This is a genomic window from Paenibacillus sp. EKM10P, assembly GCF_011800655.1.
In the GTDB taxonomy this organism is placed as follows: Bacteria; Bacillota; Bacilli; order Paenibacillales; family Paenibacillaceae; genus Paenibacillus; species Paenibacillus polymyxa.
The window spans coordinates 117,729-136,948 of the sequence record NZ_JAALET010000004.1 but is presented as its reverse complement, the minus strand read 5'-3'; the positions used below and the strand labels follow the sequence as shown (position 1 = coordinate 136,948).

At 44.7% G+C, this 19,220-nt stretch carries 16 protein-coding genes; 4 read left to right on the top strand and 12 right to left on the bottom strand.

Translation table 11 applies throughout. From position 1 onward, the window contains the following. Nucleotides 1-90: 90 nt before the first annotated feature. The 6 genes from HFE01_RS13065 to HFE01_RS13040 form a co-directional block, all read right to left on the bottom strand. Entirely contained in the window at nt 91-594 is a 504-nt protein-coding gene (locus HFE01_RS13065; protein WP_243208188.1) for a tyrosine-type recombinase/integrase, read from the bottom strand. A gap of 8 nt (nt 595-602) precedes the next feature. Continuing rightward, nucleotides 603-890: a phage integrase N-terminal SAM-like domain-containing protein gene (locus tag HFE01_RS13060; RefSeq protein ID WP_107733215.1), complete on the bottom strand. Its 288-nt coding sequence runs from the start codon at nt 888-890 to the stop codon at nt 603-605. Between the two features lie 81 nt (nt 891-971). Beyond that, nucleotides 972-1,211: a hypothetical protein gene (locus tag HFE01_RS13055; protein ID WP_107733214.1), complete on the bottom strand. Its 240-nt coding sequence runs from the start codon at nt 1,209-1,211 to the stop codon at nt 972-974. A 218-nt stretch (nt 1,212-1,429) separates the two neighbouring features. Beyond that, nucleotides 1,430-3,493 (bottom strand): methyl-accepting chemotaxis protein, encoded by a 2,064-nt coding sequence (locus tag HFE01_RS13050; protein WP_107733213.1) that lies wholly within the window; start codon nt 3,491-3,493, stop codon nt 1,430-1,432. A 353-nt stretch (nt 3,494-3,846) separates the two neighbouring features. Next, a complete protein-coding gene (locus HFE01_RS13045; RefSeq protein ID WP_107733212.1) occupies nt 3,847-4,386 on the bottom strand; it encodes a CueP family metal-binding protein in 540 nt (179 codons plus the stop codon). Nucleotides 4,387-4,618: 232 nt separating this feature from the next. Then, entirely contained in the window at nt 4,619-7,006 is a 2,388-nt protein-coding gene (locus HFE01_RS13040) for a polyprenyl synthetase family protein (RefSeq protein WP_107733211.1), read from the bottom strand. Nucleotides 7,007-7,184: 178 nt separating this feature from the next. On the opposite strand from HFE01_RS13040, the gene HFE01_RS13035 reads away from it, so the two are divergent. Continuing rightward, a complete protein-coding gene (locus tag HFE01_RS13035; RefSeq protein ID WP_040103221.1) occupies nt 7,185-7,754 on the top strand; it encodes a TerD family protein in 570 nt (189 codons plus the stop codon). Between the two features lie 43 nt (nt 7,755-7,797). Here HFE01_RS13035 and HFE01_RS13030 read toward each other — a convergent pair whose 3' ends face one another. From HFE01_RS13030 to HFE01_RS13015, 4 genes are all read right to left on the bottom strand, one after another. Then, complete coding sequence (locus HFE01_RS13030) at nt 7,798-8,718, bottom strand: hypothetical protein (RefSeq protein WP_107733210.1); 921 nt, start codon at nt 8,716-8,718, stop codon at nt 7,798-7,800. 212 nt (nt 8,719-8,930) lie between these two features. Then, on the bottom strand, nt 8,931-9,872 hold the full coding sequence (locus HFE01_RS13025; protein WP_167438685.1) for an ADP-ribosylglycohydrolase family protein: 942 nt from the start codon (nt 9,870-9,872) through the stop codon (nt 8,931-8,933). An 83-nt stretch (nt 9,873-9,955) separates the two neighbouring features. Beyond that, nucleotides 9,956-11,044: a hypothetical protein gene (locus HFE01_RS13020; protein ID WP_107733208.1), complete on the bottom strand. Its 1,089-nt coding sequence runs from the start codon at nt 11,042-11,044 to the stop codon at nt 9,956-9,958. Continuing rightward, complete coding sequence (locus HFE01_RS13015) at nt 11,044-12,039, bottom strand: hypothetical protein (RefSeq protein ID WP_107733207.1); 996 nt, start codon at nt 12,037-12,039, stop codon at nt 11,044-11,046. The genes HFE01_RS13020 and HFE01_RS13015 overlap by 1 nt, the downstream gene beginning before the upstream one ends. A gap of 181 nt (nt 12,040-12,220) precedes the next feature. Here HFE01_RS13015 and HFE01_RS13010 point away from each other — a divergent pair, with 181 nt between their 5' ends. Further along, nucleotides 12,221-12,871 (top strand): hypothetical protein, encoded by a 651-nt coding sequence (locus HFE01_RS13010; RefSeq protein ID WP_016821742.1) that lies wholly within the window; start codon nt 12,221-12,223, stop codon nt 12,869-12,871. Between the two features lie 34 nt (nt 12,872-12,905). Further along, complete coding sequence (locus HFE01_RS13005) at nt 12,906-13,475, top strand: DUF1697 domain-containing protein (protein ID WP_016821743.1); 570 nt, start codon at nt 12,906-12,908, stop codon at nt 13,473-13,475. Between the two features lie 111 nt (nt 13,476-13,586). Here HFE01_RS13005 and HFE01_RS13000 read toward each other — a convergent pair whose 3' ends face one another. Then, the gene (locus HFE01_RS13000) at nt 13,587-15,332 is read right to left on the bottom strand and encodes a methyl-accepting chemotaxis protein (RefSeq protein ID WP_167438684.1); all 1,746 of its coding nucleotides are present in this window, start codon (nt 15,330-15,332) and stop codon (nt 13,587-13,589) included. 349 nt (nt 15,333-15,681) lie between these two features. On the opposite strand from HFE01_RS13000, the gene HFE01_RS12995 reads away from it, so the two are divergent. Further along, a complete protein-coding gene (locus tag HFE01_RS12995; RefSeq protein WP_025365474.1) occupies nt 15,682-16,266 on the top strand; it encodes an RBBP9/YdeN family alpha/beta hydrolase in 585 nt (194 codons plus the stop codon). A 149-nt stretch (nt 16,267-16,415) separates the two neighbouring features. Here the strand turns inward: HFE01_RS12995 and HFE01_RS12990 are convergent, their stop codons facing one another. Beyond that, complete coding sequence (locus HFE01_RS12990) at nt 16,416-19,208, bottom strand: alpha-mannosidase (RefSeq protein ID WP_181955928.1); 2,793 nt, start codon at nt 19,206-19,208, stop codon at nt 16,416-16,418. Between the last annotated feature and the right edge of the window lie 12 nt (nt 19,209-19,220).

Sequence of the window (19,220 nt, the reverse complement as noted above, 5' to 3'; positions counted from 1 at the left end):
AATACTCTCTTCGTCATATTCACGAACTTCGTGAATCCTGCACTTTTCTCCTTATTCCCGCACTTTCTGCGTTTCAATCCTCCAGCCCGCTCATCCGATCCAACGGACTTTAAATCTGCCAATGTCCCGCCTGCTCACATGTGTATACCGCTCCGTCGTTCGCACACTCTGATGCCCTAGCAGTTCCTGAATATAGCGAAGATCAATCCCATTCTCCAGCAAGTGGGTCGCAAAGGAATGCCTTAGCGAATGGATACTCACCTGTTTGCAAATGCTCGCTTCAGCCAGCGCTTTTTCAAACACTTTCTGCGCTGAACGTTCCGTCAGGTGGCGGCCTTCCCTCTGCCCTGGAAACAGCCAGACTGCTGGCTGCTCCACCCCTATATACTGCTCAACCACCGCAAAAGCCGCTTCGGATAGCAGCGTTTGCCGATCCTTCCTGCCCTTTCCCTGACGAACTTTCAGTACTTTCCGTTCACGGTCGCAGTCTTCAAGACGCAACCTCACCACTTCGCTTACCCGCAGCCCGGATGTATACGTTAGGCACAGAATAGCCTTATGCTTTGGATTTTTCACTGCTTTCAACAGACGCATAACCTCATTCAGGGACAGCACATCTGGCAGTTTACTCTCCTTCTTCGGACGAACATAGGCGGCAATTTGGGCTGCTTTAGCACATGGCGAAAGTAAAATTTCAGCGCGCTGATCGCTTGGTTAACATAAGCGTTCGAAAGGCCTTTTTCGAGCAGCGCCAACGCATATTTTTGCACCGTCGCATCATTTATGCTTGCTTCGGTCCCTTGCAATCTTGCAAAAAAGCGTTCCGTTTGCGATATGTATGCTTTAATCGTCTTGCTGCTGTAGCCCCTTGCCACCAATGCATCGCGCATTTCTTGCCGCTGATCCGGGTTCCATTCACCTCGTTCCGAAGAAGAGGGAACCGCATTAGCCTGCGTGTCCCGCCGATCCAGCTATTCCCGGATGAACGGCAGCTCTTTATTCAAGCGCTCGTCGCACTCGAACTTGCAGCTCCGATACGCTTCCAACATGCTTTCTACAGCCAAGATACTGCAAGGAATGGTCCATATTTTTTCGTCTGGAGCCCATTTCCTGCCTGGTATGGATCGAATCCCATCTCGCTCCTTGACTCCGTATCGCTCCAACCGTACGCCGATCGTTTTTTCATCCCGATAAAGTAGGTTTATCTTCATCTCACTTGCCTCCTTAGTATATCAGCCGTTCAAAAAATTGGAAATCTAATTTTACACAAAAAAAGGGACTTAAGATGGATATTCATCTTAAGTCCCTGATTCTTTCAGAGTGAATTATTGATCCATTAAGTCCAATTTATATTATCATAAAGTGTCTTGTCTTTACTTGTCCAGTTCCTCCGTCACATCATCCCATAGCATCGCCGCCACCTACCATGTTACTCCACTTTAAACTGTTTTAATTCGTCTTGCAGCTTAGTGGACAATTGGTTTAATTGTTTGGAGAGTTCAGCAACCTGTTCGAAGCTCTCCAATTGTTCCTGCGTGCTGGCGCTGACCTCTTCGGTTGAAGCGGAATTCTCTTCTGTGGTGGAAGAGATGATCTCCAACGCCTGTAAAATCTCATCTTTGTGCTTGTGGACTTTGGAGGTGTTGGTGCTGATCTGGATCATTCGTAGTTTCAAATCTTCCAAATCCTTGTTAATGCTAAAGAACACTTGCTTCGTGTCCTCTACCGATCTGGCATTTTCTTCTGCAATTTTCAGACCGTGAACGGTATGCTCAACCGATACACTGGTTTTTTCTTCGATGACACGTACCTTCTTGTAGATTTCCTGTGTCGCCAGCGCCGTCTGCTCAGCCAGCTTGCGAACCTCTCCGGCAACCACAGCAAACCCTTTGCCCTGTTCTCCCGCACGTGCAGCTTCTATGGAAGCATTAAGCGCCAGCAGGTTGGTCTGTGTTGCAATTTGGTTGACCGTACCCACAATGCTCGAAATCTCATGACGGCTCAGATCGATATCCTGAATGATTGCCGACATCGCTTGGGTGGAATTATGATTTTCTTCCGCCCATTTGGATAGCTGGTCTACTACCGCAAGCCCTTGTCCGCTTTGTTCGACCGAGGTTTGCACCATAGATTCGATGGCTTTTGTATCATTGGCAATTTCGTCAATTTGTCCGGATAATGCTCCAGTTTTCTGCAAAATGTTATCTGTTTCAATGGACTGGTAGTTCGTCGCATTGGCAATTTCATTGATTGCTGTCGCCGTATCGTTCATCGTGATTGCAGTTCTGGAAGAAATGGATTGCAAATCATGAGAAGACTGATTCAAGACTTGGGCTGATCCACCCACCAATTGGAGCATACCTTGAATTTTTTGAACCATATTGTAAACTCCTTGATGAATTTGCCCGATTTCGTTGTTGGAATGCGTATCAAACTGAACGGTCATATCTCCATTCTCAATCATCTTGATTTTGGCGAGCAATTTCGGGATTGCTCTTAACTGATAGCGGAGCGTTATATAACAAATCACAACGAGCAGGATGGTGGCTGCCGAAAAACCGCCGATAATAATTTGGGTAAACGCTTTTAATTCTGCGAGCGCCTCTTGTTGAGAAATGGTTAAGCCTACAGACCACCCTGTATCTTTACTGGTTCCATACCCGATATAACGAGGTTCCCCATTATCATAAATCAACTGTACTCCGGACTCACCGGCAATCATTTTCTTGCCAATCTCGCCAAGATCTCCTGTGTTTTCGTTAATCTTTTCTTTCAGCACTTTATTTTGATCAGGGTGATACAAAATATCACCTGTTTTGGATGCAAGAATCGAATAGCCTGTGCTTCCAAGCGAATAGCTTTGCATAATGGCAGGGATGTCTTTTAAGGCAATATCAACAACTGCAAATCCGATTAATTGGTTACTTTTATCCTTGATTGGATAGAAAATGCCCATGATCATATTACCCGAATTGACGTCCTTATAGGGTTCTGAGTAGTATAAACCGTCTGCTTCAACAGCTGGCTTGAAGTATGGGCGTGTATGAATATCGAAGTCCGGCTTGGAAGTAATACCATCATTCTGTAAATAGAAACCTTTGCCAGCTATTCCCGCAATCCAAGCATCGGCAAAAGACGGCTCTGCCTTTACAATCGCTGCTAGGGTCGCTTCGGTTTCCGCAGCATATGGAGAAGTTTTCACCATCTCAGCCGATTCAGTAGTCTCTATATATTTCTTAAAGAGATTATTGGTTGACATTTGTTGGACAAGCGAGCCCTTTTCCTTAAATAACGCATCAAATTGACTGACTGTGGCCTGCGTCTTGGTCTGGAGCATGGCCTCTTGCTGCTTGACAAGCATGCTTTGCGTGCTTGAATACATGAACGTCCCCAAGGTTGCAAAAACGAGAACGATAATGACTAACAAGACCATGGCCAATGTGTTGGCCATGCTCAATGATTTGGATAGGCGATTCTTAATACTTTGTAACATGGTTTCATCTCCCAAAGAATAGTGAGCGAAAAGCTCTTAAATAATATGTCGGAAGTTTACAGTTGTATTAATATACTTTCCATTGAATTTTAATGAATTTTTAATAAACGCAATTTAAAGTTTCGTATCTTAGTCTTAAGCTATTGCTCCAAAGAAAAGCTTGGCTTAACAACTTTAGTTGCCAGTTGCCCCCTCATAGACTCCCTCAAAATTTGTTCTACAACCTAACAAAAGCAGCACAAAGAGCCTCCGTCAGACGCAGGCTCTTTACTAAAAGCTATGTATGAGAACGCAGGGTTTTGCGGACTTAGAGCGTTTCAGTGATCCGTAAGCTCAACCCTCATCCTCCGTCGTTAACCCAACTGCATCGTTGTGATACATGTATCGTCTTTCTCATATGTAGAGAATTCCGTTTGGGCCGTTTTACCTTCATTATTCACGCTAATGCGGTAGGTTTTGTCCCTTGGCAGCCATAGATCAATAAAACCATTGGGTTGTGATTTCATGGCAGCATTCTCCATGATGATATTCCCTTCGGAGTCGTGAACGGTCACATTGAACGCCCCATTTTTTATTTCGCCTTGGCAACCGGTTAGACTATGAGTTGCACAAGGGTGGGTCTCTTCTACATATGGCGCAATCGAAACAAAAAACTCGTTGTCAGGCAAATCATAAGTTATGGGTTGTGTATGGTCTCCATTAACAATTAACTGACGGGAATTAATGGAAGCGGACTGGGCTGTTGCCTTGCGTGCGCTGAAATCATGCACCAATTGCTTGATATCTGTTGTCCCGAGCTTGTCCGCTCCTTCTTTCTGCATATTTCCTGCAACCAGGTATGTCCCCAATGCCGCAACAACCAACCCTGAAGCGACCAAGATTCCTTTTTTCATCTGGAGTTCATCTCCTTGTCCGTTTTAAAACATTATAAGGGAGAACGCCCCGTAACGGACAAAATACGGTACTGAAGTCACCAGATATTCACATCTTTACTGTGATTGTTCAGAGGTATCTGCGTTACATTAGATGATCACCAAGGAGAAGAAAAGGAGCATGAGCAGCTCTCTGCTGGCTCAACGTACAAACACCCCACCACTCCTATGGAGCCATGGGATATAATCCTTTTTACCGATCCCGGTTCACGATATAATTCATTAAATGCTTCAAAAAAGAGATATTGCGTGGCACCTCTTTTAATGCTTCCATGGCAAGGCAGTAGTGCTCCCACATCTCTTTACTGGCACCTTCGTAACCAAGGATGGACACAAAATTCGAATTATTGTTATCCGAATCCTGACCCACAGGTTTTCCAAGTAAGAGCGTATCTCCTTCCACATCAAGCAAATCATCTTTGATCTGAAAAGCAATCCCCATATGATAGGCGAATTTCTGCAAAGCAGCAATCTCTGATTCCTCGGCCTGTGCGAGCATGGCTGGCATAACGAGACAAGCCTCGAACGCCACTCCTGTCTTGTAAAAGCACATCATATTCAGCTGCTCCAAGGTCAAAGCCTTTCCTTTGGAATCCAGATCCATCGCCTGACCCATACACATATCCTCTGCCTTACGGGCCGAGTATTGGATCAAGGCAAGCACAGTCTCAGCGTTGAACTGACTCAGTGATGCTTGCTCCCCGATGGCCTTCTGGATCAGATATAGTCCGGTTAATTCCGCAGTAGCGCTATTGTGCACCTGATGTAATGTCTGACGCCCTCTACGGGTAGACGCGTTATCCTGAGAAGGCAAATCATCAAAAATCAGGGAGGCTGTATGCATATATTCCAATGATCTTAGAAGAGGCACGATTGCCAATGCGTCTAAGCCATATTCGTTCACACCCATGACCCAGGTCAATATAGGGCGTATCCTTTTCCCATCCCCCTCAAGACTATAATTGGCAGCATCAATAAGCTGTTCTTTCATGGCCTCGATCCCAGAAGGCTTGGTTATTTTCAATTGGTTGTTAATCTGGTCCCGGACTGTTTTGACCGTATTCATAAAGTCTTCTTTTTCCCTCGAATCGTTTTTCAAATGGGTAATCATCTGGTCCCGAAGCAGCTTATCGAAGAAATCTACATCCTCTGCTTTGCCTACCATCTTCTGAATGAGACGATTAAATTCAGGATTTCCAGATGCAAAAATCTCCATTATTTCATTGTACTTTTCTGCACCTACCCGTTCTTTATAACGTTTGAGTCCATTTATTGCACGGTCCAGTATTACCTCGCGAGCCATAGCATCCGAGTCATACACGTTATGGATCAAATTAGAAATGACCGCCCAGTATAGCTCGAAGGGATTGATCAAATCCGATCTCTGCTGATGATATTTTAAATAATAGGTATAGGGTGTTACTGCACCATCCCTCATATCGTCAGCCATATCCGCAAAATCATCAGCAAGCTGGTTATAGATACCATAATAGAATGTTCGTTGCTCAAACCCTTCATCCTCAGGAGCACTAATGACGGAACGGACAATCAAGCGGGAAGAAGCAGATTTTAAAATCACGGGTATATAAAGCTCTTCATTGGTGTAATTAGTTCGCGCTAGATTCTTATCCCGGTCGATATCTTGAGAATGAAAGAAAACGTAGGACTGCTCGAAAAAGGTTTGCTGTGTGTCTGACCGCTGATGTGCCTTAATATACTCAAAAGCATCCGAGAGCTCCGAATGGATATAGCGAATAAACTTCATATGCTCGCCAGTCCAGTCGCCCAGCTCTGGCACAGATCCGGTAAGAAGCGCGGTACGTATCATGTGGGAGTATTGCTCTTTCTCTTGAACGGTCAACAGCTGAGAATCGAGAAGATCATCAATAAAAGGATAAGTCAACCCATAGGAATACCCAAGCCTAATCGCTTCATCCAGTCTGCGCGAACGCTCAACAGGTGGCACGGCTTCGTCCATTTCTTCCATCACATGCAGAATAACCCCAATGATGATTTTAATCAGTTTGCGCTGGGCGTGCTCTGCATCCATTTCCTCGGGAATATGAGAAGATACAGAGTTAAGCTTGTTGATTAGCCAGATTACAGTGGCTTCGATCCCTTCCTTTTGAGACCACCGATACACCCCGGCTATATTCATAAACTCCGGTTGATTTCTTCTATTAGCACGGGTGGGTTGAAGCAAATATCTTTTCACGTCAGCAATAACGCGCTGAATCCGGGTCTGTGTGTTCGCAGAATCTAGAGCCTTGCCTAGATCCCTCATGTAAATATAAGAGACACTTCGCTTCAGATAATCATCCAATTTGCCTGTGTAACTCAGCCATTGAATGTATCTGTCATAATCCCGAGTATCCGGCTTTCTCTTATTCCGCGAAAAGAAGGATAACCATGAAGAAGGACGGATATGATTCCTTTTCCATATATGGATATCTTCTGTAAGAGAAGTCACATAAGTCTTATCCTTGACCTGATTATAGAGTGATGCAAAATACTGGAGCGCCTTCTGCTCAGCCAGCTGGTATCCTGTATCGGCTCGAAATTTTTCATTCATATGATGCATTACCTCAACTTCTCATTTTGTTTAAACATGGTTGCATTTCTCCCTAAGGGAACGAATTTGGATCATGTTTTTATCTTTATACGGAAAAAAATCTGTGAAGTTACGAATAGATTATATCCTTCTATATATATGCTACAATTTCAGAGTAGAACAAAAATAATGATAGGGAGGCATAACGTTGAGTATTAGTCTAGTTAAAGGACAGAAGGTAGACCTAACCAAAAATAATCCACACTTATCCGTGCTGAAAGTAGGGCTTGGATGGGACCCTATGAGGGGTAGAAGCATGGATATTGATGCGTCAGCGCTGCTTCTTAATGAGAATGGCAAGCTGACTCAGACGAAAAATCTAGTATATTTCGGAAATAAAAATAGCCCTTGCGGGGCCGTCGTACATAGTGGTGACAACTTGACAGGACATGGTGACGGTGATGATGAAGTCATAACTGTATCCCTTCAACAACTACCACCTGAAGTGCATAGAGTCGTATTTATTGTGAATATATTCCGTTTTTTCAGCTTTGGTAGACGTAAGGATTTCAGTATGGTGAACAATGCTTATATTCGAGTATTGGATGCGTCGCAAGATGAAGAGATTCTCCGATACAATTTGACAGAGGACTATAAAGGGATGTGTAGCATCCGTGTAGGTGAAGTATACCGCTATGGAGGGGAGTGGAAATTCGGTGCTATTGGGGAAGGCAGCACCATTACCTCCCTGAATGAGCTTGTCAAAACGTATGAATAAGTACTTTTGGTGTTAAGGAAAAACCCACGTCTGACGTGGGTTTTTATACTATCTCTTCAACAGCCACCTGATACAGCAGAGAACCTTCACGGAGCAGCAGGCGATCTTTTCTGAAATCCTGTTCATGCGGTTGAAGGAACTTTTGATCGTCATTTAAAAAGCGAATGTGTTGTCCTTTGCTCAAGCTGCCTGGCTTCACATTCTTTTTCAAGACATATTGTCCATTCTTGCCATACCCGCCGTCGAACAAAAAGTGATATCCATCTGTAGCCACCCCGGAACAGCCGGAAATTCTCGGATTCATAAACGTAATATTCGTACGGTCGCTACCGGAAATATACCCTAATGAAAAGTCTGAATAGTAATAAAACCAGATTTCCTGTTCGCTGATCACGTTCAAAGCATAGCAATCATGAATATCTGCCGCTTGGTTCTCATATATTTTGTGTCCCTCTTTATTCCAGGCGACAAGGCCGGAGGACCCCACAGGCTCATTCCAACCATAATTCCCGAATATACCTTCATCAAAATAACTGGTCCAGATCGTACCTTCTTTTGTAGCCTGAACACTCTGGATACCGTCTCCAAGCAGTAGTTCATTCACAGTACGACCTTCATAATCAATAATTTTACCATTTAGATCGTATTGATCAGGTCCGTAATAATGGCATCGTGCTCCGACGAGTAACAAATAATCTTGTAGAGGCTGTACATAATGATAGTTGAACTGCTGCCCCTCCAAACACACCTCTTGAATGTGATCGTCTAGAATGAGTACCTTGTAAGTACGTTTCTCTTTAAGAGAGGCAGGCGTGAACATCCCCCGCACTCGTTCTGGGACTTTATCAATGAGCAAAATATACACGCGTCCATCAGGACCAAATTGGGTCGAAACGATCTCAAACCCTTCTATATTATTGGAAATATCGACAAATGAATGAAGCTGTTTATCTAGATGTGACAATGTAGTTCCTCCTCTGAGAGATCAGTAAAGTGAAGTTTTATTTGTATTGGATTTCATTTTGTCATAACGACAAGTAACTGAGGAGGGTGGAAGTATGGCGATATGGGTAGTAATCCCAAGTGATGAGTCATCGGCAAAATATAGTGAACAAAAAAAGCCGGGTTCTGCTTCATAAGAAAAGCAACCCAGCTTGATCTTTATAGATGTTCCCCTTAGAGTGTCTGGCCCTTGTCGGCCTTCTGCCATAAAGCCTCCGTCAGCTCATCAATCGTCTCTTTCATTGCCAGCTTCTCGCGCCAGTGACTCGGGATACTGCTTAGCCCATAATAAGCCCCTGCAATCTGGCCGTACACTGCTCCGGTCGTATCTGCGTCATCTCCCAGATTTACGGCCAGCAGTGCCCCCTCTTCAAATGAAGCCGAATGGTGAAATGCCCACAGCGCAGCCTCAAGGGAACGAATAACATAACCGCTTCCTTGGATTTCAGGCGGCTCCTTATGCTTGTAAGATCCCTGAATGATTTCTTCAATGGCTGCCGAATAAGCTGACTGTTCCTGCTGCCGCCACTTATAGCAGACGTCGGGTGATAACATGGATTCTTTGTCCGCTCCCCGCAGACCTGCCACAAGGATTGAAGCAAGCACGGCACAGGCCTCCACACTTTCGACTGCTCCATGGGTGGTGCGCGAGCTCAGCTCGGCGTACATTACAGCTTCTTCCGGGCGGTTCGCATAGGCCATGGCGACAGGTGCAAGCCTCATAATCGAACCATTACCAGCAGTCATGGGGTCAACGGACCCGCTATATGGATCTCTAGTGGCTTCGAAGCGATGCAGTGCTGCTCTCGTCGCACCACCGATATCAAAGCACGTTCCCGTGCTGCTCATATATCCTAGGTGATACCAATTGGTGTAGCGACGCATTTGGTCTGCTGGATCAAAGCTATCCTTTTGCACCATACTCTGCGCCAAACATAACGCCATAGACGTATCGTCCGTCCACTGTCCTGCCTTCAGCCCAAATACACCACCGCCTACAATATCCGTTACAGGTTCGAATGTGCCTGGACTGCTAAATTCTACTGTGGTTCCCAAAGCATCACCTACGGCCAGTCCAGCGAGACATCCCAAAAAACGATCCTTGATCAGTGCCATTTTGATGTACACTCCTTTGTAATTGTTATAACTAATGCATATATTTCCATATCACTAGGAAGGAAGAATATCCGGTACGCCATTTATTCGTCGTAGCTCAAGGCTGTACAACCGCTATCTGGATTTAATTCAATGAAAATTCCTGCCTCTTGATGGTAAATGAGTGGAAATCGCTCCGTATCTATATATTCGCGCACACCGCTTGAAAGCCGCCATACCTGAAGCGGGACTTCTTTTCCCCATAAGAATAATCGGTCGCCGCAAGCGGTCATATCCGCTTGGGGATATGGGTAAATCCCGTATTCATCAGGCTTGCAGTTTAGAGGCGGGATCGCAGAAAGCACACGTCGGTACCCTGGCTGAGTCATATCGAATAGGACAACCGCCGGTTCCACTCCCTCCTCTCCCCAATCGTCCTCCTCCAGTAAATCGGCATCCATCTGTCCCCATACCGCCAATGTATCAGGTCCTGTCCAGCATATTGGCCCATCCCAATCTATGGTTTGCCAAAGATGGCGAACTGACGGACCATTCTCCGATTCCCATGGGTTCAGCAGCCAATCGGATAGCGACCAAGTTCGAACCACTCCTAAGGGAGCCCATACCCATCCTGTATCCGCCATCCATTTTCCCTCTGGAGAAGCCAGCAGTCTCCCATGAAAGTAATCTAGATAATGCTCATCTTTGCTTTCGTTGTTATAAACAGGGCTAGGTCTTGCTGTCAAAAGCCTCCCTGTTTCTATATCCGTCAGATCCAGCCGGTTCCATTCCGTTCCATGAACAAGGATACACATACCGTCTTGATGTACAAATGCCAGGGGGAACATACTTTTATCATAGTGGTATTCGTCCCGCGATAATTGTATTTTTTCTTGAGCATGGATTAAATCATACACTGCCGCATGCCGGCCAAAACGATTGGATATGGCTACGTACTTGCCGTCAGGACTGGTAACTATTTGGACAGGTTGCATGGGATTAAAATCAGGGATACAAATACGTGTACATAATTCTGCGTTACCAGAATACAGCTCTAGCCTCCACAGTTCTGCTTGTGTGTTTAGTGCCAGTAGGGTTATGCTGCCCTGAGAGCCGCCTTTTACAGGATGAATGGCCGTAAGACGTCCCATAGTCTGTGGTAAATCAGGTAAAGAAACGTGATGGAATGGCATCATTTAACCCCTTTTACTCTGGATAAATCATAATGTATACCCGCATTTGCGAAGGTAGTTTTGTCGACAAAAAATCCGAGTTCAAGCAATGCAGTCAATAGTTTCATAAAAACTCCCGGTTTTTTCTTGCAGAATAATTTAAAATATGTAATTTCGCTAGGATTACTTTTGAGAACAAAATAGGAGTAATTCATCAAGATCAAATGGGAGATGAACTGCTCTGTTGGAGATTGATGCTCATTGATACAGTCAATCAGCACCTCTAATACCCTATTTTTATTAGAGTTATAGGCTTGTATAAATATCGTTGCTTCTGCAAACGACTTGTTGAAATCATCATACGGAAAATCATATACATCATGACTGCCCAAGATGAAGTTGACCAACTGGCCTTGCAAAATTTTTGTTTTTCCCAGCGTTGCTCGGGTATCCATATCCATCTTATTTTTGTTAATATGCTCATGCAACATGTCAATTAGAATGTGCAAATCATACTGCTGTGCGTCTTCCATCCTGTACATTATCCTATTATTTTCTATCGTTAGACGATCATAAATGTCATCTCCTAAACCCAATTCAAATAAGAGAAGGTGAAGAAAAAATAGCCTATCCTGAGTAAGCGAGAATTCATTTCCTCTCTCTGCTACATGTGAAATCTGATATTGATAATAAACACAACATAAGTTTTTTCTGCAATAAGCAACATCTTTATGTATATCAAACATGTTAAAAATAAGCGCAAGCAATCGAATCAGACGTTCAGCATCCGTTACGCTTAGAATGGGATGATCCATTTTGGTAAATAGCGACCTGTCAAATAAATCATGCCATCGCACTAAAGAAATATGATCCTGCTCATTTATATTCAGAGTTAATATTCTTAAATTTTGCTCTTGATCAGGATAGGAATAAAATAGATCTTCATGATTCAAATCAGAAATGCGCTCATTAAAGTATGCTCTTAATTTGTAATCGTATATTTCAGAAAAAGACATTTCTCTCCTCCTTACATCTTATTTTCGAACTCCTATATTGTAAAATTATTCTGGATCGACTGGCAAGGTAGCATAATTACAGAAACATATGTTCTTCATTTCTATATTATGATATCTTAATGCTAAAAGTAAAATGTGATGTCGCAGGTCATAACCTACGATTAGAAAGGAATACACACCTATGAAACAGTTAAGCGAAGCGCTTACCCGGTTTGTACACCAGCAAAACTTGTATAATGAAGCCTACGGGCTGTTCCAAGACCACGATATCCAGCCCCGTTCAGAGAGTATAACAGATTGCTGGGACAATCGGATTCCTCTATCTCCTGAGCTTGCGTACATGTATAGCCACTATGAAATGATCGATGCCAAGGCAGCGGGAACACACAAATTAAAAAACGCGGCAGTTGAAGTTGGGGATGCCGCAGTTCTCTTTTTTGTCGCACCAGAACATTTATATCGCCAACAACTGGGGTATCGCTTCGTTACGTCTGGTGAGCTTGTCCAAGAGTCTTCTTCGTGGCCCTCCCATCATGTTGTAATTGCCACGTTTAATGACGATCCACTCATTGTCGATACTAGCGCACCCGATTCTCCTGTATATGCTGCAATTGAAGGTGGCGCAGCGCAGCAGGTTGCCGACTCTTTAGCTAACTTCTTTACGGCTCTTTCCATCCTGATTGAAGGTGCCTGTACCTTTAAGGGAGAATTGGTAGATGAAGATACATACGAAACCAAAGCAGCATATATCGAGCACGTAAAACCATTGCTGCATCACTTACTGGGCGAGAACCAAACCACGTATTTGCTGAAATACCTATCCTTCTGTTAGAAATCCTATTTGTTAAAGAGAGGTGGGGCTTTTTATGATCTATATCGCATTACTGCGGGGCATCAATGTCGGCGGCAACAACAAGATCGAGATGAAGAAGCTCAAGCAAACGTTTGAACATGCAGGTATGGGGCATGTGACGACTTACATCAATTCTGGAAATATCATATTTTCCAGTCAGGAGCGGTCCAACCAGGAGCTATCGCTCGTATTGGAACAGGCGATTCTGGAGGATTTTAGCTTACCCATCCGTGTCATCGTCCGTAATATGAAGGAGATTCAGAGCATTATGGAAGCACTACCGAATGAATGGTCTAATGATACACAGATGAAAAGTGATGTAATGTTTCTGTGGGATGAAATTAACGATATTTCCGTTCTGGACAAGCTTCCTTTGAAACCGGGAATTGGGCATGTCATATATACGACCGGGGCCGTTCTGTTTTCTGTTAGCAAGGAACAAGTCACCAAAAGCGGGTTAACGAAATTAGTCGGCACCAAGCTGTATCAGCAAATGACGGTGCGGAATGTGAACACAACCCGGCAGATTTATAAGCTGATGCAAATGGCTGAACAGGAAGAGTTACGAGATTTGGACTCCTGACTGGATGACGAAAGCAATCTAGTAGAGTCTGCTCAAAAAGGGAGCCTTCTTACGGCTCCCAACTGTTTTTCTTCGTCCTTCATTTAAATACCCATCACCGTATGGTCCTCGTTAAATTTTAAAACCTTCGACCAGTCCATTCAGTCGAGCAGCGCTTTCCTTCACCTGATCAGACTGTTGTGCCACATCAAGAGATTTCTCCGTCGATGAAACCATATTCTCTGCAATGTGCTGGGTAGATATAGCAGACTGCTCGCTGGCGGTTGCAATCTCATGGATCGCTCTCGCCATGGTTTGGATGGTTTCATTTACCTGCTTAGAGGTGGCGTTCAAATCATTGACTGTGTTCGTATGCTCAACAGCATCAGTGTAATATTGTCCCGCTGTGTCCTCAAGCAGCTGATAATCCTTGCCCACCTGGGTTTGCAGGAAGTGCAGTAATTCTTCGGCATTGGTAGTCAGATTTTCTACAGACTGCACAACCTCTTGAGTAACACTCTGAATTTGGTCTACCGCGTGTTTGGAGCCGTCTGCCAACTTACGAATCTCATTAGCTACAACCGCAAACCCTCGACCTGACTCACCGGCACGAGCCGCTTCAATAGATGCATTTAGGGCCAGCAAATTGGTTTGTGCCGTAATTTCCAAGATAGACTGAGAAAGTATACGAATTTGATCTACTGCCTTGGCTCGTTCTAATGCTTCTGTCATCTTTGCATTAGCCTTCTGGTAAATTTCCTTGGCCGCTTTATTGGATTGACTAGCCGCCTGCTTCAACGTTTCGGCCTTTACACTTGTATCATAGGCAGACTGAGCTCTTTCTTGAGTTTTGACTGAGATGTACTCTGCTGCCCGCTGCATTTCATCCGCAGAATGATTCATATTTTCGGTGTATGCTGAAGTCTCCTCCATAGCTGCTGACAGCTGTTCGACCGTGGCGGATACATCGCGAATCCGTTCATTGAGATCTGTCATATTCAGATTCGTCTGATCGCTAAGCTGGTTAATTTGGCGCGACTCATTGATCACTCCCGTAATGACCATTGAGGTTGAATCTGTCATTTGCTGAATAGCACGAGCAATGACAGCGATCTCATTATTTCCTTTGAGCAAGGCAGGATCAAGGGCTGCCGTTAAATTGCCTTGGGTAATCTCTTCACAGTATCTCGTAATGGTGCTCATCCGAGAACGAATGTTTTGAATGGCCACAAAGGAGATTGTGATCAGAACAACCAGCACAAGAGCCAGAACCGTGATCAACACAATTGTGCGCATTTTAATCTCATTTTGTGTATTTTGATATAGGTTGGCGGATTGCTCATTGTTATAATCTGAAATGGTAGTCAGCATCGTAACTATGGCCGTACTAGATTTATTAATCCGACCTCTCTCTTCTGTGTCATAAGTTCCAGTATTTTTTTTGACGGCCATGATCTGTTCAATATCCTGAAAATACGTGTCTATACTGCCTCTTAGTTCCTCATACAATTTCTGTTCCTTTGCATCCAATGTCCTTTGTGAAAATTCATTTAGCCCGGTTGTAACACTATCCTTTCCTTTCTGTACCTGCTTATATTGTTTATCTGTATACTCTTTATTGTCGAGTATTTTTGTATAATTGGCCCGCATATTGTAGAAATCACTTTTGACTTCAAGAATATTGGTTTGGTGTTGAAAGCGATCCACATACAAAATACCTTGACCCTCTTTAGCTTGATACATACCGATAACCCCTACCAACGATACAATGAGCAAACCCACCAAGCTGATCACAATCATGGAGATCATCGTTGTCGTAACCTTTACATCTCTAAAACCTTTTCCTTTTTTTGTCCTGTCTGATAGCTTGTTACTCATCCAAACCCCTCCAGCTCGTCTATGGTTAATAGTTCACGCTGCTCTCAACTTTCACGAGTACTCCGATCCCCCCTTGATGCTGCCCTCCAAACAACAATATGAAGTAGATTACAAAACGTGATGCTATATATATCGGTAGAAAGCGCTTAAATTTATAAGTCAAATTACAGTACTGCAAAAATAATGAATATTATAACAGGAAAATTTATACATGGACTTGCTACGTAAATCCACAATTTTAGTACTTATAAGCATGGGGAGTTTGGTAAACTAGAGGGGAATGCCTGCATGAAGTGAGGCACATATGCAAATTAAGTTCTAAACACTGGATGATGGGAGAGAACGTATTGTGACAAACATACAAAATCAAAAGCAAGTATATATAATCCATGGTTACACCGCTTCGCCAGCAGATCATTGGTTTCCTTGGTTACAAGACAAATTACAGGAAGATGGGGTTTCGGTAGATATACTAGAAATGCCCAACTCGCAAGCGCCCAAGCTTAATGAGTGGATTGAGTATCTATTGCAAAATATTAAAGTTCTACATAAAGACACCTATTTTATTGGTCATAGCTTGGGATGTGTATCCATATTAAGGTACCTGCAGCAAGTAAATATCTCGGAACCGCTGGGGGGCGCCGTGTTCGTTTCCGGTTTTACTGACCCAGTGCCAAGCCTACCATCATTAGATGAGTTTACAATTGACCATTTGGATGATCAGCAAATTATGGCTTCACTAAAGGCACGTGCAGCTATAGCTTCAAAGGACGATACGATTGTCCCCTTTGCACTTAGTAAGAAACTAGCGGAAGATATGCAGGCTGATTTTCACGAAGTAGATCATGGGGGGCACTTTTTGCAAAGTGACGGTTTTACCACCTTACCGATGGTATATCAAGTGTTACTTGAGATGATGAATGCAAATGAATAGCATGTCAGGAGAGCCTTGTGTCAAAAAAGCAACGCGGATTGAATCCGTAAACCTAGCTACTATTTACTTTTAGCAAACGATAACAAGCCCCGATGATAAGCTATTCCATCGGGGCTTGTTAATTTGCTATGGCCTTCTTTACTTTATTGTTAGGTCTTCAATTTAAAACCCAGTGTGATAATTTCATGCGGCTTTACAGACTGAAGCAACTCATTAGAAGAATCCACTACGATGTCTTCTCCTGGTTGTTCAAGGATATTACTTTTATAAAAATCGTACTGCTGCGGCCCGGGCTTGATAAGTAATTCGGCTATACTATTGCTCATATTGTACCAGCGTAGCAGCACATCCCCCGACAGCTCATTCATTTTCATAGAGGAAAAGGCAAGCTCCGTGCTTTGCCAATCAAACGGCGCATAATCTGAAGCAACTGTACCCGCATGAATCCCCGTTTGTTTTACAATCCAAGGAATTTGGTATTGATAGGCTTCTGTATACGCGCCGGACTGAATACCGTCGCCATCATGTGGAATGATTTCCAGACGAGCGGTGTGCTCACCTGGGCACTGCGCTTCCGGCGTCGGAAACCATCCCCAATCCCCCAGCTCGCCAACTGAGCGAAGCAGCGTTATTGCAATCGTGTTACGACCATCACGCATGATTTCATATTCATTCAACCCGAGATTGGCTACGGTTAGACCCGCCTGTTCCCCGCTTACATCCACAAACGCCTGCTGATGCTGTGTGTTGCTTGGGTTTTCCCGCTCAGGTGCAGGTTCATTGTCCCGGATTGCAATTTCAAACATCGAGTCCACCCGATGCTCACCAGAAACTATATCTGTCGGAAACAGAGCACGAAGACGGTGATCCTTGGCCTGGTTGTTAAAGGTGGTTTCCATGGAAACCCCTCTGCTGTTCCTAGATAAAGAAATGACGGTCCGTATCGTCAGCGGAACGGTCTGCCAGGAGCGCTGAGCCTTGCGGTACGGATAATAAACCAGTTCTCGCTGCTCCTGCTCCAGCGTTTCATCCGCAGAGGCCGGGATTTCCCAATGATGGATAATCTCGATGGATGCCAGAAAAGGTGTATCTTCAAGCACACGAACGTCAGCAATCAAATCTTTGGTAGTCAGTGCCTGCTCCCCCTCGGGCTGTCTGAACATATACTCGTTGCCGATATCACCCACATTTTCATATACGCCAAGGTCTTTGTAGCTACGGGCTGTACGCTTATCTGTCAGGGTAAAAGAGCCGTTATCCGCAATTTCGACGTGGAGCAGATCATTTTCCATACTGCGACTGCCATGAAAAAGGGAAGAGGAGTCCGTCTCGACACTACTTCTCAGCCAAGCATAAGTTTTTAAGCCTAGCAGGGGCACACGTTCAACCTCAAAGGTAAGGCGAACCCGACGAGACATGTAAGGCTGGCGGAATCGGTCATCCGGCAAATCATAACCGAACTGGAGCCCGAGGTCCTCCATCTTGCATGCCACCGGACTCCCTTCACTGTCCACCAGTATACGCCCGGAAAGATCAACGTTCTTCGCTTGATGAGCAGCCTCCTCAGGCGTGTATCCTTCACGGAAGTACAGACGCACCACTTCCAGTTCTACCGACACTATACCACTGCGCTCCCAGCCTGACGTATTAAAAATCGCGAGTGGCAATGCATCTTCTCCAAAGCGGCTAAAGCCCGTCGTATCCACTGCTTGCACAATGACCTCTATGCTTTCATCCACAATGCTCTCGGCTACATGACGGCTCTTATCAAACCGGGTCACCATCTCACGGTGCACCTCGTCCACACTACAACCGCAAATACTGTCATGCGGATGGTTCTGCATCAGTGTTTTCCAGGCATAGGTGAACAAATGGTGAGGATAAGCCTGCCCCAGCAGATGTGCGATGGTCGCAAGCGGCTCTGCCACTTTTTCCAGCATCACTTGTCCCAACTGGTTCATCTGTTTCAAATACACCCGGGCAGAAGCCGTATTCACCAGCGTTCCCCAGCCATCCGTGCGCTGACTGCGAAGCTCTCCCTTCACGGACGAGAGTTGCCTTTGGGAAGTCCGTTTCAGAGAAGTCAGATAATCGTTGAAATTGGAATGAACAAACTTGATATCCGGATAAAGCTTCTGTGCCGTACGGATTGCTTCCGGTAAATCAAGCTGTAAAGGCTGATGATCGCAACCGTTCATGAACAGCAGCTCGCCCGTTGAAGCATATTTTTGCGCATCATCCAGTTTACGCTTCCAATACATTTTGGCTTCCGCCTCATCTATAGGAACCTCATTGCCGTTGGAATACCAGTTGGCGAATAAAATACCGAGTACCTCTGATCCGTCTGGCCCCGTCCATAACAGTTCCGAAAAGGAAGACTCGTAGCCTCTATCCGACACCGTATTGTTAAACCCTGTCGGCTTTACGCCCCTTCCAAAGAAAACATTCGTAATTCCCGACTGCTGCATGAACTGCGGAGTCTGCCCAACCAGACCAAACGTATCGGGGAAGTATCCGATCTTGGACGGACTGCCGTAACGCTCACAATCGCGGTGCCCAATCTGCATATTGCGTATATTGGCTTCGCCGCTGGTCAGAAAAGCATCCTGCAAAATGTACCAGGGTCCGATAAAAATACGACCATTGCGAATGTGCTGCTCAAGCCGTTTCTTATGCTCGGGCCGAACCTGTAGATAATCCTCTAGAATGATCGTCTGCCCGTCCAGATAAAAACTTTTATAATCCGGGTCCTGCTCCAGCTTATCCAGCAGAGAATCTATCAGGCTAATCAGGCGCATATGGTGCTTCTCATAAGGCAAATACCACTCCCGATCCCAGTGGGTATGCGAAATAATATGTGCTGTCGTCTTGCTGCCCGTGTATGTGTCTACTTCACTGCTTATCGCTTGATTGTTGATTGATTCATCCCTTTGCTCGCTCATCGCATATCTCCT

Bases quoted from the DNA above. Each gene is read 5' to 3' on its own strand.
- HFE01_RS13045 (WP_107733212.1), bottom strand. From the start codon at position 4,386: ATGAAAAAAGGAATCTTGGTCGCTTCAGGGTTGGTTGTTGCGGCATTG.
- HFE01_RS13015 (WP_107733207.1), bottom strand. From the start codon at position 12,039: ATGTCTTTTTCTGAAATATACGATTACAAATTAAGAGCATACTTTAAT.
- HFE01_RS13065 (WP_243208188.1), bottom strand. From the start codon at position 594: ATGCGTCTGTTGAAAGCAGTGAAAAATCCAAAGCATAAGGCTATTCTG.
- HFE01_RS13020 (WP_107733208.1), bottom strand. From the start codon at position 11,044: ATGCCATTCCATCACGTTTCTTTACCTGATTTACCACAGACTATGGGA.
- HFE01_RS13040 (WP_107733211.1), bottom strand. From the start codon at position 7,006: ATGCATCATATGAATGAAAAATTTCGAGCCGATACAGGATACCAGCTG.
- HFE01_RS13055 (WP_107733214.1), bottom strand. From the start codon at position 1,211: ATGAAGATAAACCTACTTTATCGGGATGAAAAAACGATCGGCGTACGG.
- HFE01_RS13000 (WP_167438684.1), bottom strand. From the start codon at position 15,332: ATGAGTAACAAGCTATCAGACAGGACAAAAAAAGGAAAAGGTTTTAGA.
- HFE01_RS13050 (WP_107733213.1), bottom strand. From the start codon at position 3,493: ATGTTACAAAGTATTAAGAATCGCCTATCCAAATCATTGAGCATGGCC.
- HFE01_RS13060 (WP_107733215.1), bottom strand. From the start codon at position 890: ATGCGCGATGCATTGGTGGCAAGGGGCTACAGCAGCAAGACGATTAAA.
- HFE01_RS12990 (WP_181955928.1), bottom strand. From the start codon at position 19,208: ATGAGCGAGCAAAGGGATGAATCAATCAACAATCAAGCGATAAGCAGT.
- HFE01_RS13025 (WP_167438685.1), bottom strand. From the start codon at position 9,872: ATGGCACTGATCAAGGATCGTTTTTTGGGATGTCTCGCTGGACTGGCC.
- HFE01_RS13005 (WP_016821743.1), top strand. From the start codon at position 12,906: ATGATCTATATCGCATTACTGCGGGGCATCAATGTCGGCGGCAACAAC.
- HFE01_RS13010 (WP_016821742.1), top strand. From the start codon at position 12,221: ATGAAACAGTTAAGCGAAGCGCTTACCCGGTTTGTACACCAGCAAAAC.